Raw genomic sequence first — 17626 nt, 5'->3', positions numbered from 1 at the left:
CTACCAGCGGAAAAGGCGGAGCATTTTAGCAGAGCCCGGCACATCGAGTAACCAGGGACCGCAAAGTCCCTTGCTTGCTTAGCCTGCTTCCGGCTGGAAGCGCACGACAAAACCGCTGAGCTTGTGCTGGCGATTGAGCTGATCACGCAGACGCTCAGCTTCGGCGCGCTCGATCAGCGGGCCGACGAACACCCGGTTCATGCCATCGAAGGCACGGATATAGGCGTTGTAGCCTTGGCTGCGCAGAGTTTTCTGCAGATTTTCTGCCCCAGCGCGACTGGACAGACTGGCCAACTGCACCGACCAGCTGATCGGCAGGCTATTGGCGTCCAGGCGCCCTTCCGGCTTGGCAGGAGCAGTGCTTGTCGCTTGCTCGGTCTTGACCGGATCAGGTGTGCTCTGCTGCGCAACGGGCGGCGCAGTGGGCGCGGGCTGCTCAGGCACCTCGACGACCTGAGGCTCCACCTCTTCGACGGGAACCGGTTCCTGCGGCAACTCTTCGGGCTCAACGACCTCGGCAGGCTCTACGATGATCTCGGCCGTAGCCGGCGCTTGCGGCATGGCCGGCGCATCTACCACCACGCGACGCATCTCATCTTCGCGCGACAGCAGCATCGGCAGGAAAATCACCGCCAGTGCCACCAGCACCAGAGCACCAACCATGCGCTGCTTGAGCCCACTGTCCAGCATTGCCATCCCCAATCCCCTTATCAAGCCGGGCGGGCCAGCCAATCCAGGGCCTCGGCCACGCAGAAAAACGATCCGAACAACAGTATCTCGTCACCCTCTGCCGCCTGCTCGCACTGCGCATCGAGCGCGGCACGCACATCCGGGTATTGCGCCACTAGCATGCCCTGCCCCCGCAGGTGTTCAGCCAGGTCATCGGCAGAGCGTGAACGCGGCGTATCCAGCGGCGCCACGGCCCAGCCAGCAACCAGACTCAGAAGCGGCGCCACCACGCCAGGCAAGTCCTTGTCGGCCAACAAACCGAACACCGCCCAGCGTTTTCCATTCAGCGGGCGACTCTCCAGGCGCTGCGCCAGATAATCAGCCGCATGAGGATTATGCCCAACATCGAGCAACAGTGTGAGTGACTTGCCTCGCCAATCCAGCGCGCGACGATCCAGACGCCCGGTTACCCGCGTGGCGAGCAGGGCCTGAACGATCTGCTGGTGATTCCACGGCAGCGGCAGAAGCGCATAGGCCTGCAACGCCAGCGCAGCGTTTTCCATTGGCAGATCGAGAAGCGGCAGGTGCTCAAGTCTCAGTACCTGGCCTTTGACGTCAAGACCATACCAGGACCAGCCCTGCGCCTGCACACTGAGGTCGTAGTCGCGACCACGCAGGAACAACGGCGTGTCCAGGGTCACCGCCTGTTCCAGCAAGGGCTGCGGCGGGTCGAGATCACCGCACAACGCGGGCATGCCGGCGCGCATGATCCCGGCCTTTTCGAAGGCGACCGACTCGCGGGTATCGCCCAGCCAGTCAGCGTGATCCAGACCAATGCTGGTGATCAGAGCCAGATCGGCATCGACCAGATTCACCGCATCCAGGCGCCCACCGAGACCGACCTCAAGCACCACGGCATCCAGCTGAGCACGCTCGAACAACCAGAAAGCGGCCAGCGTGCCCATCTCGAAATAGGTCAGGGAGATCTCGCCGCGCGCGGCTTCGACCGCCGCAAAAGCCTGGCATAACTCGTCGTCGCTGGCTTCTCGCCCCTGCACAAGCACACGCTCGTTGTAACGCAGCAGGTGCGGTGAACTGTAGACACCGACGCGCTGCCCCTGAGCTGCGAGCAGACTGGCGAGAAAGGCACAGGTAGAACCCTTACCATTGGTGCCCGTGACGGTAACCACCAATGGCGCTGGCTTGCCCAGACCGAGCCGCTGCGCTACCTCGCGCGAGCGCTCCAGGCCCATGTCGATGGCCGACGGATGCAACTGCTCGAGGTAGGCGAGCCACTCGCCCAGGCTACGTTCGGTCATGCAGTGGCCGGCAGGGAAACCGGAGAGGGACGATTCATCATTTGCGCAAGCAGACGCGCCAGGCGCGGACGCAGTTCGTCGCGCGAAATGATCATGTCGATGGCGCCATGTTCGATGAGGAACTCGCTACGCTGGAAGCCTTCCGGCAATTTCTCGCGTACGGTCTGCTCGATCACTCGTGGACCGGCAAAACCGATCAGCGCCTTCGGCTCGGCCACGATGACGTCACCAAGCATCGCCAAACTGGCGGAGACGCCGCCATAAACCGGATCGGTCAGTACGGAGATGAACGGCAGGCCCTCTTCACGCAAGCGCGCCAGAGCCGCCGAGGTCTTGGCCATCTGCATCAGAGAGATCAGCGCTTCCTGCATGCGCGCACCACCGGAAGCAGAGAAGCACACCAGCGGGCAGCGTTTTTCCAGTGCGACATTTGCCGCCTGAACGAAACGCTCGCCGACGATGGCACCCATCGAGCCGCCCATGAAGGAGAACTCGAACGCGCAAACGGCGATCGGCATACCTTCGAGGGTGCCGCTCATGGAGATCAGTGCATCCTTCTCGCCAGTCTGCTTCTGCGCACCGGCCAGACGGTCCTTGTACTTCTTGCTGTCGCGGAATTTCAGGCGATCGACCGGTTCCAGATCAGCACCGATCTCCTCGCGGCCTTCGGCATCGAGGAAAATGTCGATGCGTGCGCGAGCACCGATACGCATGTGGTGATTGCACTTGGGGCAGACATCGAGTGTCTTTTCCAGCTCGGGACGGTAGAGCACGGCATCACAGGACGGACATTTGTGCCACAGGCCCTCGGGCACAGAGCTCTTCTTCACCTCGGAACGCATGATCGAGGGAATGAGTTTGTCTACCAACCAGTTGCTCATGCTGTCATTTCTCCATAACCGTTGGTTCGGATGAACGCCTCATCGTGAAACGCCCATCTCCAGCAATTCTTTTCTGCCGCACCCAGCGCCCGTCGAAACGAGCCCATGGCGGCGTGACAGGCTAATTGACGGCCCTGCCTCAATTGCCGTCACATCGAGCATCACGCACCGCCTGCACGAATGCGCGAATCTTGCCTGCATCCTTTATGCCTTTACTGGCCTCGACCCCACCACTGACATCCAAGGCGTAGGGGCGAACCTGGCGAATGGCCGCTGCAACATTGCCCGCATCGAGGCCACCGGCCAGGATGATTGGCTTGGCAGCATTTTCCGGCACCAGCGACCAATCGAACGAAGCACCCGTGCCCCCCGGCACGCCCTCGACGAAGGTATCCAACAGAATACCCCGCGCACCACTGTAGGGCGCCATGGCTGCAGCCACGTCCTCACCGGGGCGGACCCGCAGCGCCTTGATGTAGGGGCGACCATGGCCCTCACAGTCAGCCGGCGATTCATCACCATGAAACTGCAGCAGATCCAGCGGCAGGCGCTGCAGCAACTGCTGCAGTTGGTCGCGCGGCATGTCGACGAACAGCCCGACAGTGGTCACGAACGGCGGTAACGCCTGCAGGATAGCTGCGGCCTGCCCGACACCGACTGCTCGTGGGCTTTTCCCGTAGAACACCAGGCCGATGGCATCGGCTCCGGCCGCTACCGCCGCCAGAGCATCCTCGATGCGGGTGATACCACAAATCTTGCTGCGCACGACCGTCACGTTCATACCTCTCGCCATCCGGGCTCGGATGGTAACAAAGGCTTATGGCTGTCGCACGTCCGGCAGACCGGAGAGAAAATGAGGCCCGAGATAGCGTTGCGGCAATTCGAACTCATCCGGGTAATCGACCTGTATCAGATATAAGCCGTAGGGATGCGCTGTCACTCCCCCGCTATGTCGATCGCCACGCTCGAGCACCTCGCGCGCCCACTCCGGTTGCCGTTCGCCAGCACCAATGGTCATCAACACACCAGCGATGTTTCGCACCATATGGTGCAGAAAAGCATTGGCGCGGATATCCAGCACGATGAAGCGGCCATGCTCGATCAGTTGCAGGTGATGCACTGTCTTGACTGGTGATTTGGCCTGACAACGCATCGCCCGGAATGCGCTGAAATCATGCGTCCCGACCAGCGCCCGAGCGGCCTCACGCATGCGTGCGACATCCAGCGGCCGATGGTTCCAGGTAACTTCCTCGGCCATGTGCGCCGGGCGGATCGGATCATTGTAGATCACGTACCGGTAGCGCCGCGCCATGGCCGAAAAGCGCGCATGAAAGTGTGCCGGCATCACCTTCGCCCAGGTCACGCTGATGTCATTGGGCAGGTTCATGTTGGCGCCCATGATCCAGGCATGCAGCGAGCGCTCGACAGTGGTATCGAAGTGCACCACCTGGCCACTGGAATGCACAGAGGCATCGGTACGCCCTGCGCACAGAATGCTGACTGGGGCACCACCAGCGACCTTGGACAAGGCCGTTTCCAGGTGTTCCTGGATCGTCGGAACCTTGGGCCCCTGGCGTTGAAAACCACGATAGCGCGCGCCCTTGTATTCGAGGCCCAGAGCGATTCTGAAAAAGCCAGCGGCCGCCATTTCGGCGGCCGCTACAGGTACTGCGTCAGACATGTATCAATCAAACCATCTTGGCAATCATCTCGCGAGCCTCTTGCTGCTGAGCATCACTGCCTTCGGCAATTACTTCATCAAGAATGTCGCGCGCACCTTCGGTGTCGCCCATATCAATGTAAGCCCGAGCCAGATCCAGCTTGGTCGCGGTCTCATCGGTGCCGGACAGGAAGTCGAAGTCATCATCGCCATCCAGGTCACTGGACAGGCTACTAGCCGGCGCCAGCGGAGCTACTTGCGGCTCTTCGAAGTCAGTCGACAGCTGATCCAGCTCGGCGGTTACCTCGTCCAGCTGCGCGGCGAAGCTATCGGGAGCAACAGTCGGCTGAGCCAGCGTTTCGTCTTCGAGCGAGAGATCGAAGTCAGCCGGCAGATCAAGCTCACCAGATGACTTATCGTCAGCCAGATCGAGACTCAGATCGGACAGGTCGTCGGCCGGCTGGCTCAGCGGCGCATCGTCATCGAGGCTCAGCAGGAAATCGTCAGCTTCGTCGCTGGCTGCCGGAGCCGGCTCATCCAGATCCAGACTGAAGGCGGACAGATCGTCGGCCGGCTGGGACAGTTCGACCTTGTCATCATCCAGGGCCAGATCGAAGCTCAGATCGTCATCAGCAGAAGCCGGTGCGACGGGCTCATCGACCAGACCGAAGTCCAGATCATCGTCCAGCGACAACGGCGCTTGCTCAGCCTGGGCGGACTGAACATCACTCTCCAGATCAGCTTCCAGGTCGTCGAGGCTCAGGTCGAAAGCATCATCCAGATCGCCACCAGTGGCGGTAGGCGCCTCTGCAGCTGGCTCATCCAGGCTGAGGTCATCCAGGCTGAACTCGCTCATGTCGTCATCGGCGGAGGTAGCCGCGGCCACCGCACCAGCTCCTGCAAAGGCAGCGATCGCCGGATACTTGGACTTCAGCTGCTCGGCTTCTGCATTAACACCGCCGATCTCGCGCAGCTCGTTATCCTGACGGGCAAAGCCTTCACGGTCACCCAGCTCGGCGTAGACCTCCATCAGTTTCAGACGCAGATCAGCACGATGCGGCTCGTCGTTGATCGCGTTTTGCAGCAGCTCGGCCGCCTGGTTGAAGCGCCCGTATGCAATGTAGATATCTGCTTCACCCAGTGCGTCGCCGGTCTGCGCCGTCACGCGTTCCTCGCCAGCGGCTTGGGCTGCTTGGACAGGCTCGTCGTCGAGACCTGCGAAGCTGTCTTCAGGCATGTCCAGATCGGAGGCGAACGCCTGATCCTGGGACAGTTCGTCAGCCAGTTCATCTTGCAGCTCGGACTCTTTCTGAGCGTTGCGGCGCGACAGCGCCATGAGGCCAACCAACAGGAGCAGAAGCGCACCACCACCCGCCAGGCCCAACGTCATTGGGTTGGCCATCAGGTCATCAATGAAGCTCTGCGGGGCTGGGGCTGGGGCTGGGGCTGGAGCCGGTGCAGGCGCTGCAGGCTTGGCTGCTTCGACAGGCTTGGCTGGGGCGGCCGGTTCAACGGCAGCAGCCGGCTCAGTGGCCGGCTGTTCGGTCGCGGCGGCGCTGTCCTCGACAGGCGCAGCCGGTTCCTCGGAATAGTTGTAGTCAGGCGCCGCCTCCTCAGGCGGCGTAGTCGGCGGCGTTGCCGCTTCCGCAGCGGGCGGCGCGGCTTCAGGCGCCGCTGCCGGAGTTTCCACAGGCGGCTCTTGCACTGCATCAGGAGCAGGCGCTGCGGGCTCTGCCGAGAGTTCAGCCTGCAACTTGGCCAGTTGACTGTCCTTCAACTCCATCAAACGCTGCAGCTTGTCCAGCTGACTTTGCAGATCACCTACACGGCTCTGCAGTTCGGCGTTCTCACGACGGGTCGAATCAAGACTTTCCTGGGTCACTGCCAGTTTGTCGGCCAATGCCTTGCTACCCGCCGAACCCGTATCGCTACCGCGAGTGGACTGACCTGCTTCCGCAGCAACCAGCTTCAGGCTGTCGCTCGCCTCTGCAGTCGCAGGTGCGGCGCCAGCAGTGGTACGGCGAGTGGCATCCAGTTGACGCGAGGCCACAGCGCGACCCTCACGCCAGGCGGCATTCTGCTCGGCGACCTGGGCGACCGCTTCGGCATTGCTGCGACTGCGAATCTGCGGTTCGTCCGGCAGGCGCAGCACCTGGCCGCTCTTCATACGGTTGATATTGCCACCGATGAAGGCATCCGGATTCAGATCCTGAATGGCCAGCATGGCCTGATTGACCGAGCCACCGCCGACACGCTGGGCGATTTCCCAGAGCGTATCGTTGGCAGTGGTTCTGTATTCGTTACCGGCAATGGCGCGCGACGCCGGTGCCGGTGCGGCAGGACGCGGGGCCGGAGCGGGTGCTGCACTGCGCGGCGCAGAAGCGGAAGCAGGCGCCGCAGATGGATGCGGTGCAGGCGCGGCGATAGGCAGTTGCGGCGCAGCGGCTACGGTAGTTTGCGGAGAGTAAAGCGGCGGATCGAGCAGCAGGGTGTATTCACGCAGCAAGCGCCCGTTCGGCCAGAGCACTTCAACCAGGAAGTTGAGGTAAGGCTCACGCACGGTCTTGCTCGAGGTGATGCGGATAACGCTCTTGCCGTTGGGCTTCAATACTGGGGTGAACTTGAGATCGGTCAAAAAGTACTGACGGTCGACGCCAGCTTTGATGAACTCCTCAGGGGACGCGAGGCTGGGAATCACCTCATTGGAAGCAAGATCGCGTACCTCCAGCAATTCGATTTCCGCTACCAACGGCTGATTCAGCGACGATTGCAGGGTAACTTCACCCAGCCCCAGCGCATGCGCCATACCGGAAGACAGCGCGGAAGCGGCTGCGATTGCCAGCACCAGTTTGCGAACCCGAACCATAGCGTTATCCCTTGTTTTATCTTTTTCTCGGCATGCGAGAGGGTCTTGAGAATTGCTGCCTGCCTCCGCTCCACGAGCGGCTCCCCATTCAGCAATCAACTCAGCCAGTATTGCCAAGCTAGAAAGATTCTTCAAATTTCTAGGTAAGTATCTTTTACAGATAGTGTTTTATCAATAACTCAGCTATCTGCACAGCATTCAGGGCGGCGCCTTTTCTTACATTATCAGACGCAATCCACAAATTGAGTTGCCGTGGATCGTTCACGCCACGACGGACGCGCCCCACATAGACCTGATCCTGCCCCACCGCATCACCCACTGCCGTCGGATAGTCGCCAGCCTCAACCAACTCGATGCCCTGCGCCACCTCGAGCAATTGCTGCACGGCACTGATATCGATATCCGAATCAGCATACACACCCAGCGCGAGACTATCGCCAAAGAACACTGGCACCAAGGCGCAGGTCGCGGCCACCGGAAGCCCAGGCAGACCCAACAATTGCTGAATCTCGGCGGCCAGACGCTTCTCCAATTGAGCATGCCCCTGGTCATCCACTTCGCCGACCTGCGCCAGCAGGTTGAACGCGATCTGTCGATCCACCGTCTTGGGCTCCAGCGGGCGCGCGTTGAGCAGCTCAGCGGTCTGCCTCGCCAACTCCTGCACACCGCTACGCCCCAGGGTGGAGATCGACAGCATCGCAGTCACCTGCAACTGCTGCGGCTGCAGTACAGGCTTCAGCGCCGCCAGCACCAGCGCGCAGGCAACCGCAGAAGGTGTCGCTGCACTGACGCACCAAGGCCGGGTCAATACTGGCAGGCCCGCGGCGCCAAGTTCAGGTAATACGCATGGCGCTTGCGCCAGCGGCAGTGCCGCGCTCAGGTCTACGATCGAGCAACCGGCGGCAGCCACGCGCTCACGATGGGTGCGCGTCACTTCAGGTCCCGCGGCAAAGAACGCCAGTTGCACCTGAGTGAAATCGAAGGCATCGAGCGATCTGACCCGCACCTGCCGACCACGGAAAGACAGACTCTGCCCAGCCGATTCACTGCTGGCCAGCAGATGCAGGTCCTTCACCGGGAACTCACGCTCTTCGAGCAATTCGACCAGCGCTTCGCCGACGTTGCTGGTGGCGCCGATCACGGCGATATTGATGGACTGACTCATGATCTGACCTAAGACGCAGAGGGAGCGGCACTGTAACTGCGCCCCATCGCCCAGGCAATCGACTTGCTCAGCCCTGAAAAGACAAAGCCCCTCTGCCGAAACAGAAGGGCTTTGTTTGACTCCGGATATCCCGCCTGGCGCTTAGCGCTCCAAGAGGATCCGCAGCATGCGACGCAGCGGCTCAGCAGCGCCCCACAGCAACTGGTCACCCACAGTGAACGCACCCAGGAACTGCGAGCCCATGTTGAGTTTACGCAGACGGCCGACCGGAACGCTCAGGGTGCCGGTCACGGCAGTCGGGCCGAGGTCACGGATGGAATCTTCGCGGTGGTTCGGCACCAGCTTGACCCAGGGATTGTGCTGGCTGATCAGGCCTTCGATGTCAGCCATCGGCACATCCTTGTTCAGCTTGATGGTCAGCGCCTGGCTGTGGCAGCGCATGGCGCCGATGCGTACGCAGATGCCATCGACCGGGATCGGGTTCTTGAAGCGACCGAGAATCTTGTTGGTTTCGGCCTGGGCCTTCCACTCTTCACGGCTCTGCCCGTTCGGCAGTTCCTTGTCGATGTAGGGTATCAGGCTGCCAGCCAGCGGCACGCCGAAGTTGTCGACCGGGAAGCCTTCGCCACGCATGGCTTCGGCGACCTTGCGGTCGATGTCGAGGATGGCGCTGGCCGGATCAGCCAGATCATCGGCGACAGCGCCATTGATCGCGCCCATCTGCTTGATCAGCTCGCGCATGTTCTGCGCGCCAGCACCGGAGGCGGCCTGGTAGGTCATGGCGCTCATCCACTCGACCAGACCAGCTTCGTAGAGACCACCCAACGCCATCAGCATCAGGCTGACGGTGCAGTTGCCGCCGATGTAGTTCTTGGTGCCAGCATCCAGCGCCTGGTCGATGACCTTGCGGTTGACCGGATCGAGCACGATCACCGACTCATCATCCATACGCAGGCTGGAGGCTGCATCGATCCAGTAGCCCTGCCAGCCGGCTTCACGCAGCTTGGGGAATACTTCATTAGTGTAGTCGCCGCCCTGGCAGGTCAGGATCACGTCCAAGCCCTTGAGGTCGTCGATGCTGTAGGCGTCCTTCAGCGGAGCAATGTCCTTGCCAATGGCAGGGCCTTGGCCGCCGACATTGGAGGTGGTGAAGAACACCGGCTCGATCAGGTCGAAGTCCCGCTCTTCCAGCATGCGCTGCATGAGCACGGAACCGACCATGCCACGCCAACCGATCAGACCTACACGTTTCATAACGACTACACCTATATAAACAGCCCGCCGGAACCACCCCGGCGGGGCTGGGAAGATTACAGACTACGCAGCGCTTCGACTACTGCATCACCCATCGCAGCGGTACCGACCTTGGTCTTGCCCTCGGACCAGATATCACCGGTACGCAGGCCCTGATCCAGCACCAGGCTCACCGCTTTTTCGATGACATCGGCAGCAGCGACCTGGCCGAAGCTGTAACGCAGCATCATGGACACCGAGAGAATGGTGGCCAGCGGGTTGGCGATGCCCTTGCCGGCGATGTCCGGCGCGGAGCCATGGCACGGCTCGTACATGCCCTTGTTGTTGGCGTCCAAGGATGCCGACGGCAGCATGCCGATGGAACCAGTGAGCATCGAAGCTTCGTCAGACAAAATGTCACCAAACATGTTGTCGGTGACCATTACGTCGAATTGCTTGGGCGCGCGCACCAGTTGCATGGCGGCGTTGTCGACGTACATGTGGCTCAGTTCGACGTCCGGGTAGTCCTTGGCCACTTCCTCGACCACGGCACGCCACAGTTGGCTGGACGCCAGGACGTTGGCCTTGTCCACCGAGCACAGTTTCTTGCCGCGCACGCGCGCCATATCGAAACCGACCTTGGCGATGCGGCGAATTTCGCTCTCGCTGTACGGCAGCGTGTCATAAGCCATGCGCTCGCCGTTCTCAAGTACCTTGCTCTCGCGCGGTTGACCGAAGTAGATGCCACCGGTCAGCTCACGCACGATGAGAATATCCAGGCCGGCAACCACTTCCGGCTTGAGGCTGGAAGCCTCGGCCAGTTGCGGGTAGAGGATGGCCGGACGCAGGTTGCCGAACAGGCCCAGTTGCGAACGGATCTTCAGCAGGCCGCGCTCCGGGCGAATGGCCGGATCGATGGTGTCCCACTTCGGCCCGCCTACGGCGCCGAGCAGCACCGCATCAGCGGCTCGGGCGCGCGCCAGAGTCTCGTCGGCCAGCGGCACGCCATAGCGGTCGATGGCGGCGCCGCCCAGGTCATCGAAGCTCAGCTCGAACCCCAGGGCGTACTTGTCGTTGGCCAGGTTCAATACCTTGATCGCCTCGGCCATGATTTCCGGGCCGATACCATCACCTGGGAGAACCAGAATCTGCTTGCTCATTGCATCCTCATCAAACCGTAGGGTGCGCCGTGCGCACCACTTAAATAGTCTTAAATCAGGCGCGCATAGCGCATCCTATCGAACGCCTTACTTGATCGCGCCGAACAGCCAGGGGCTGCTCTGCTGATAACCGACCTCGAACGCCTTGATCGCTTCCTGATCCTGCAGAGTCAGGCCAATGTCGTCCAGACCATTGAGCAGGCAGTGCTTGCGGAAGGCGTCGACTTCAAAGCTGTACTGCACGCCGTCGGGACGGGTCACGGTCTGCGCTTCGAGGTCGACGGTCAGTTGATACCCTTCGGTGGCCTCGGCCTGCTCGAACAGCGCATCGACCTCTTCATCCTTGAGGATGATCGGCAGCAAGCCGTTCTTGAAGCTGTTGTTGAAGAAGATGTCAGCGAAGCTCGGCGCGATCACGGTGCGGAAACCGTACTCGTCCAGCGCCCAGGGTGCGTGCTCACGCGAAGAGCCGCAGCCGAAGTTCTCGCGAGCCAGCAGCACACTGGCGCCCTGGTAACGCGGGAAGTTGAGCACGAACTCCTTGTTGACCGGGCGTTTGGAGTTGTCCTGGTTCGGCTGACCGACATCCAGGTAACGCCACTCGTCGAACAGATTGGGGCCGAAGCCGGTGCGCTTGATCGACTTCAGAAACTGCTTGGGAATGATCTGGTCGGTGTCGACGTTGGCGCGATCGAGCGGGCAGACCAGGCCGGTGTGTTGGGTGAAAGCTTTCATGTGCGGTCTCCTCAGGCCTGGATCAATTCACGAACGTCGATGAAGCGGCCGGTTACCGCAGCGGCGGCAGCCATGGCCGGGCTGACCAGGTGGGTACGACCACCAGCGCCCTGACGGCCTTCGAAGTTACGGTTGGAGGTGGAGGCACAATGCTCGCCGCTGCCCAGTTTGTCCGGGTTCATCGCCAGGCACATGGAGCAACCTGGTTCACGCCATTCGAAACCGGCTTCGATGAAGATCTTGTCCAGGCCTTCCGCCTCGGCTTGCGCCTTGACCAGACCGGAGCCCGGCACCACCAGCGCCTGTTTGACGGTGGCGGCGACTTTGCGGCCCTTGGCTACCTCTGCAGCGGCGCGCAGGTCTTCGATGCGCGAGTTGGTGCAGGAGCCGATGAATACGCGGTCCAGCTGGATATCGGTGATCGGCTGATTGGCAGCCAGGCCCATGTACTTCAGCGCACGGGTGATCGAATCCTTCTTCACCGGGTCGGCTTCGACGGCTGGGTCCGGCACGTTCTGGTCGACGGCCAGCACCATCTCCGGCGAAGTGCCCCAGCTGACCTGCGGCTTGATGTCTTCGGCTTTCAGCTCGACCACGGTGTCGAACACCGCATCGGCGTCGGACACCAGGTTCTGCCACTGCGCCACGGCCTTGTCCCAGTCGCTGCCCTTGGGCGCAAACGGACGATCCTTGACGTAGGCAATGGTCTTCTCGTCCACCGCCACCAGGCCGACACGAGCACCGGCTTCGATGGACATGTTGCAGATGGTCATGCGCCCTTCCAGAGACAGATCGCGGATCGCGCTGCCGGCGAATTCCAGCGCATGGCCGTTACCGCCAGCGGTGCCGATCTTGCCGATCACGGCCAGCACGATGTCCTTGGCTGTGACGCCGAACGGCAGTTTGCCCTCCACGCGCACCTGCATGTTCTTCATCTTCTTGGCCACCAGGCACTGGGTGGCGAGCACGTGCTCGACTTCCGAGGTGCCGATGCCGTGGGCCAGCGCACCGAAGGCACCATGGGTCGAGGTATGCGAGTCGCCGCAAACGACGGTCATGCCCGGCAAGGTAGCGCCCTGCTCCGGGCCGACCACGTGGACGATACCCTGGCGCACGTCGTTCATCTTGAACTCGAGGATGCCGAAGTCATCGCAGTTCTCGTCCAGGGTCTGTACCTGGATACGCGAGACCTCGTCGGCGATGGCTTCGAGGCCACCCTGACGTTCGGCCTTGGTGGTCGGCACGTTGTGATCCGGCGTGGCGATGTTGGCGTCGATGCGCCATGGCTTACGCCCGGCCAGGCGCAGACCTTCGAAGGCCTGCGGCGAGGTCACTTCATGGAGGATGTGACGATCGATGTAGATCAACGAGGAACCGTCGTCGCGACGTTTCACTTCGTGCATTTCCCAGAGCTTGTCGTAGAGCGTCTTGCCAGTCATCAGCCTTACCTCATCAGCGCCTTTTGAGCACATCCATGAACTGCCTGCGTGATCACCGCCCGGCGTCAGAAGTGCACCTTTCTATGCCCGGGCGAAAAGGCCCTTTGGCTTATAGGGAGAATGCTATTGCCAGGCACGAAATAACTCAAATTCATATTTTTTATTCAAAGGATTCCGTAGAGGAATGTATGCTCAGGGCATCATTCTTTACCCGGAGCGCTCCATGGATCTGGCCAACCTCAACGCCTTCATCGCCATCGCCGAGACGGGCAGTTTTTCCGAAGCCGGCGAGCGCCTGCACCTGACCCAACCCGCCGTGAGCAAACGCATCGCCGGCCTGGAACAACAGTTGGGCGTACGCCTGTTCGACCGCCTCGGCCGCGAGATTGGCCTGACCCAGGCCGGTCGCGCTCTGCTGCCGCGCGCCTACCAGATTCTCAACGTGCTGGACGATACCCGTCGCGCGCTGACCAACCTGTCCGGTGAAGTCAGCGGCCGTCTGACCCTGGCCACCAGCCACCACATCGGCCTGCACCGCCTGCCCGCCCTACTGCGCGCCTTCACCCGCGCCCACCCGCAGGTAGCGCTGGACATCCAGTTCCTCGATTCGGAAGTGGCGTATGAAGAAGTGCTGCATGGCCGCGCCGAACTGGCGGTGATCACCCTTGCCCCGGAAACCCGCGAACCGATCCGCGCCGTCGCCGTGTGGGACGACCCATTGGATTTCGTCGCCGCACCGGAACATCCGCTGGCCCGCAGCCAAGTGATCAGCCTGGCCGACGTGGCGCAGCATCCGGCCGTTTTCCCCGGCGGCAACACCTTTACCCACCATATCGTGCAGCGCCTGTTCGAAGCCCAGGGTCTGACGCCCAATATCGCCATGAGCACCAACTACCTGGAAACCATCAAGATGATGGTGTCCATCGGCCTGGCCTGGAGCGTGCTGCCGCGCACCATGCTCGACGAGCAGGTCGCGCGCCTGCCGATACCGGGCATCCAGTTGACCCGCCAGTTAGGCTACATCCTGCATACCGAGCGCACCCTATCGAATGCCGCACGGGCATTCATGGATCTGCTCGACAGCCAGCGGGATGATCTTGCATAGGCATCCGAACTGAGACTAACGTGGTGACATAACTACAAAAACATATCTACATGCCTTTAACGCCCGCCCCGCGCATCGCGCACTCCAGAGGAAGGTACGGCCATGGCCAGATCGACTGACCAGACCCCGCCCCTGCCACACATACCGGCGATGGACCCCGCCGAATTCGAGCAGACCTGGCAGGATGCGCCACGTTTGCTAGCCGCGCTGAACGGCGCCCATCTCGGCACCTGGTATTGGGACATTCGCAGTGGCCAGGTCAACTGGTCTCGCGGCGCTCAGGCCCTGTTTGGCCTCGACCCCAATCGCCCGGTAACGCGCGAGCTGCATTACATCGAACTGATCCCTGAAGAGGAGCGCGCCGAGGTCTTGGCGAAATTCAACGCCATCCTCAAAGGCGAGCAGATCGCCAATGCCTTGCGCCATCGTATCCGCTGGCCGGACGGCAGCCTGCACTGGCTGGAGATTACCGGCAGCCTGCAGTACGAGGCCGACGGCCGCCCGCGCATGTTCGGAGTGATCCGCGACATCAGCGCCCAGCAAGAGCGCGCCGAGGCCCTGCGTGCGTCCGAGGAGCGCTTCGCCAGCCTGTTCCGTCTGAGTCCCGACATCATGATGCTGGTGCGCTACGACGACAGCGCGATCATCGAGATCAACCAGCACTTCACCCAAGCCTTCGGCTGGACGGCCAGCGAAATTCTCGGCCGCCACACCCACGACCTGAACCTCTGGGTCCACGCCAGCCAGCGCGATCAGCTGCGCCAGCAGGCCCCGCAAAGCCGGGAACCGGTGATCCAGGAAGTCCAGCTGCGCACACGCAGCAGTGCGATTCTCGACGGTGTTCTATCGAGCCAGTACATCGAGTTGCAGGGCGAACGCCTGATGCTCTGCACCTTCCTCGATACCAGCGAACGCAAGCGCGCAGAAAATGCACTGCGCGCCAGCGAGGAAAAGTTCGCCAAGGCCTTCATGCACACCCCCGACGCGGTGGCCATTACCGACCGGGCCACCGGCCGCTTCATCGAGGTCAACCCGAGTTTCGAGCAGCAATTTGGTTGGCGCAGCGCCGAAGCCGTAGGCCACACCTCACTGGAGCTAGGCATATGGGCGGACCCCAGCGACCGTCAACGTATGCTCGACGCGGTACAAGCCGGGCGCCTGAACAACCTGGAGGTACGGCTGTTCAGCCGCGACGGTAGCGTCACCAGCAACTTGCTGTTCGGCGGCGAAATCGAGCTGAACGGCACCAATTGCCTGGTCCTCACCGTGCGCAACATCACCGAGCAACGCGCGCAGGAGCAGGCGCTCAGCGAAAGCAAGCAACGCTTGCGCCTGGCGCTGGACTCGGCCGACCTGGGCACCTGGGACTGGCACATTCCCAGCAGTCGACTGTTCGCCAGCGCCCGAGCATCGCAACTGCAGGGCCTGGAGTCACGACCGTTCGAAGGCGCCTTCCTCGACTTCTTCCGCCAGGTGCCGATGGAAGATCGACACAGCCTGCGCCAGAGTTACCAGCGCCTGGTCGAGGAGCGCCGCAGTCACTATCAGGTCACTTATCGCATACAGCTGGACAATGGCGGCCTGCGTTTTCTCGAAAGCACCGCCAAGCTGCAGCTCGACGATGCCGGTCAACCACAACGCATGGTCGGTACCTTGGTCGACATCAGCGAGCGGCTGCTGCGCGAGCAACGCCTGCAAGCCTCGGAAGAGAAGTTTGCCAAGGCCTTCCACTCCAGCCCGGACGCCATCACCATCACTGAACGTGATACCGGCCGCTATATCGAGATCAACGAAGGCTTTACCCGCATCACCGGTTACCTGGACTGGGAAGTGATCGGCCGCACGGTGCATGAGCTGAGCATCTGGGCCTATCCGGAAGAGCGCGTGCGCATGATCGAGCACCTGACCCAGCACGGCCAGGTGCTGCACATGGAAATGCACGGCCGCCACCGCGACGGCGAAGTACGCCTGGTCGACGTGTCCGTGCAACCCATCGAACTCAATGATGTGCCCTGCCTGCTGCTCACCGCGCGCGACACCAGTGAACTGAAGCAGGCCCAGGCGCAGGTCCAGCACCTGGCCTATCACGATGCGTTGACCAACCTGCCCAACCGCGCCCTGCTGATGGATCGCCTGACCCAACAGATTGCCCTGCTCAAGCGCCATGAACTGCGCGGCGCCCTGCTGTTTCTCGACCTCGACCACTTCAAACACATCAACGACTCGCTCGGCCATCCCGTCGGCGACTCGGTACTGCGCCTGATCTCCGCGCGCCTGGAAGCCAGCGTGCGCCTGGAGGACACCGTGGCCCGCCTCGGCGGCGACGAATTCGTGGTGCTGCTCTCCGGCCTGCAGGGCAAGCGCTCGGAAGTGACCCGTCACGTCCGCCAGGTTGCCGACAAGCTGCGCCAGTTGCTCGCCGAACCCATGCTGCTGGACGGTCACCGTCTGCAGGTGACCCCGAGCATCGGCGTTGCGCTGATCCCCGACCACGGCAACACCCCGGCCGATTTGCTCAAGCGCGCGGATATCGCCCTCTATCGCGCCAAGGACTCCGGGCGCAACGCCATCCAGCTGTTTCGCACCACCATGCAGGACGCCGCCAGCGCACGCCTGCGCCTGGAAAACGACCTGCGCCTGGCCCTGGCTCGCGGCGAATTCGAACTGCACTTCCAACCCCAGGTCGATGCCCGTGACGGCAAGGTGGTCGGCGCCGAAGCGCTGTTGCGCTGGCAGCATCCACAACTGGGCCCACAGTCGCCCGCGCAGTTCATCCAGGTACTGGAAGAAAGCGGACTGATCGTCGAGGTCGGCGGCTGGGTGCTGGCTGAAGCCTGCCATTTCTGCTCACAGCTACTTGTTGATGGTTTGGTCGACAGCGAACGTTTCAGCCTGTGCGTCAACATCAGCCCCCGCCAGTTCCGTCAGCACGACTTCGTCGAGCGGGTCGCCAAAAGCCTGCGCGACAGCCAGTTACCCAATGCGATGCTCAAGCTGGAGATCACCGAAGGCATCGTCATTCAGAATATTGATGACACCGTCGGCAAGATGCTGCGCCTGAAGAAACATGGCGTCAGCTTCGCCATGGACGACTTCGGCACTGGCTACAGCTCGCTGACCTACCTCAAACGCCTGCCGGTGGACATGCTGAAGATCGATCAGTCCTTCGTGCGTGACGCCACCAACGACCCCAACGATGCCGAGATCATTCGCGCCATCGTTGCCATGGCCCGCAGCCTGGGGCTGGCACTGATCGCCGAGGGCGTGGAGCAGCAGGACCAGCTCGACTTCCTGCAAGCGCAGGGCTGTCACCTCTACCAGGGTTATCTGTTCAGCAAGCCGCTACCGCAGGAAGTCTTCTGCGAACTACTGGGAAGGTAGCAGTCGCAATCTG

At 61.9% G+C, this 17626-nt stretch carries 13 protein-coding genes; 2 read left to right on the top strand and 11 right to left on the bottom strand.

The features are described 5' to 3' along the window. Positions 1-78 precede the first annotated feature (78 nt). The 11 genes from AAEQ75_RS17515 to leuC form a co-directional block, all read right to left on the bottom strand. Positions 79-696, bottom strand: a complete 618-nt coding sequence (locus AAEQ75_RS17515; RefSeq protein WP_125836816.1) for an SPOR domain-containing protein — start codon at positions 694-696, stop codon at positions 79-81. A gap of 14 nt (positions 697-710) precedes the next feature. Beyond that, positions 711-1988: a bifunctional tetrahydrofolate synthase/dihydrofolate synthase gene (gene folC, locus AAEQ75_RS17510; protein WP_106735217.1), complete on the bottom strand. Its 1278-nt coding sequence runs from the start codon at positions 1986-1988 to the stop codon at positions 711-713. After that, the gene (gene accD / locus AAEQ75_RS17505) at positions 1985-2869 is read right to left on the bottom strand and encodes an acetyl-CoA carboxylase, carboxyltransferase subunit beta (protein WP_099525423.1); all 885 of its coding nucleotides are present in this window, start codon (positions 2867-2869) and stop codon (positions 1985-1987) included. Before accD ends, folC begins: the two co-directional genes overlap by 4 nt. A gap of 139 nt (positions 2870-3008) precedes the next feature. Continuing rightward, a complete protein-coding gene (locus tag AAEQ75_RS17500; RefSeq protein WP_343352425.1) occupies positions 3009-3644 on the bottom strand; it encodes a phosphoribosylanthranilate isomerase in 636 nt (211 codons plus the stop codon). A 42-nt stretch (positions 3645-3686) separates the two neighbouring features. Then, on the bottom strand, positions 3687-4550 hold the full coding sequence (truA, locus tag AAEQ75_RS17495) for a tRNA pseudouridine(38-40) synthase TruA (RefSeq protein WP_343349916.1): 864 nt from the start codon (positions 4548-4550) through the stop codon (positions 3687-3689). 7 nt (positions 4551-4557) lie between these two features. Beyond that, positions 4558-7395 carry a FimV/HubP family polar landmark protein gene (locus tag AAEQ75_RS17490; RefSeq protein WP_343349915.1) on the bottom strand — a complete coding sequence of 946 codons (2838 nt, stop codon included), beginning with the start codon at positions 7393-7395 and terminating at the stop codon, positions 4558-4560. A 154-nt stretch (positions 7396-7549) separates the two neighbouring features. Next, positions 7550-8560, bottom strand: coding sequence for an aspartate-semialdehyde dehydrogenase (locus AAEQ75_RS17485; RefSeq protein ID WP_343349914.1), 1011 nt, complete (start codon positions 8558-8560; stop codon positions 7550-7552). A 141-nt stretch (positions 8561-8701) separates the two neighbouring features. After that, entirely contained in the window at positions 8702-9814 is a 1113-nt protein-coding gene (gene asd, locus AAEQ75_RS17480) for an aspartate-semialdehyde dehydrogenase (protein ID WP_343349913.1), read from the bottom strand. A gap of 56 nt (positions 9815-9870) precedes the next feature. Next, positions 9871-10953 (bottom strand): 3-isopropylmalate dehydrogenase, encoded by a 1083-nt coding sequence (gene leuB / locus AAEQ75_RS17475; protein ID WP_343349912.1) that lies wholly within the window; start codon positions 10951-10953, stop codon positions 9871-9873. A gap of 87 nt (positions 10954-11040) precedes the next feature. Then, on the bottom strand, positions 11041-11688 hold the full coding sequence (leuD, locus tag AAEQ75_RS17470; RefSeq protein WP_280051623.1) for a 3-isopropylmalate dehydratase small subunit: 648 nt from the start codon (positions 11686-11688) through the stop codon (positions 11041-11043). A gap of 11 nt (positions 11689-11699) precedes the next feature. Beyond that, on the bottom strand, positions 11700-13127 hold the full coding sequence (gene leuC / locus AAEQ75_RS17465) for a 3-isopropylmalate dehydratase large subunit (RefSeq protein ID WP_106735210.1): 1428 nt from the start codon (positions 13125-13127) through the stop codon (positions 11700-11702). A gap of 223 nt (positions 13128-13350) precedes the next feature. On the opposite strand from leuC, the gene AAEQ75_RS17460 reads away from it, so the two are divergent. Continuing rightward, on the top strand, positions 13351-14232 hold the full coding sequence (locus tag AAEQ75_RS17460) for a LysR family transcriptional regulator (RefSeq protein ID WP_013715120.1): 882 nt from the start codon (positions 13351-13353) through the stop codon (positions 14230-14232). 102 nt (positions 14233-14334) lie between these two features. Then, positions 14335-17613, top strand: a complete 3279-nt coding sequence (locus AAEQ75_RS17455) for a sensor domain-containing protein (protein ID WP_343349910.1) — start codon at positions 14335-14337, stop codon at positions 17611-17613. Positions 17614-17626: the final 13 nt, after the last annotated feature.

Origin of the sequence: Pseudomonas sediminis (genome assembly GCF_039555755.1) — a bacterium.
GTDB classification, from domain to species: Bacteria; Pseudomonadota; Gammaproteobacteria; order Pseudomonadales; family Pseudomonadaceae; genus Aquipseudomonas; species Aquipseudomonas mendocina_D.
Note: the sequence above shows the minus strand (reverse complement) of the source record. Positions and strands in the feature narration are given on the sequence as shown.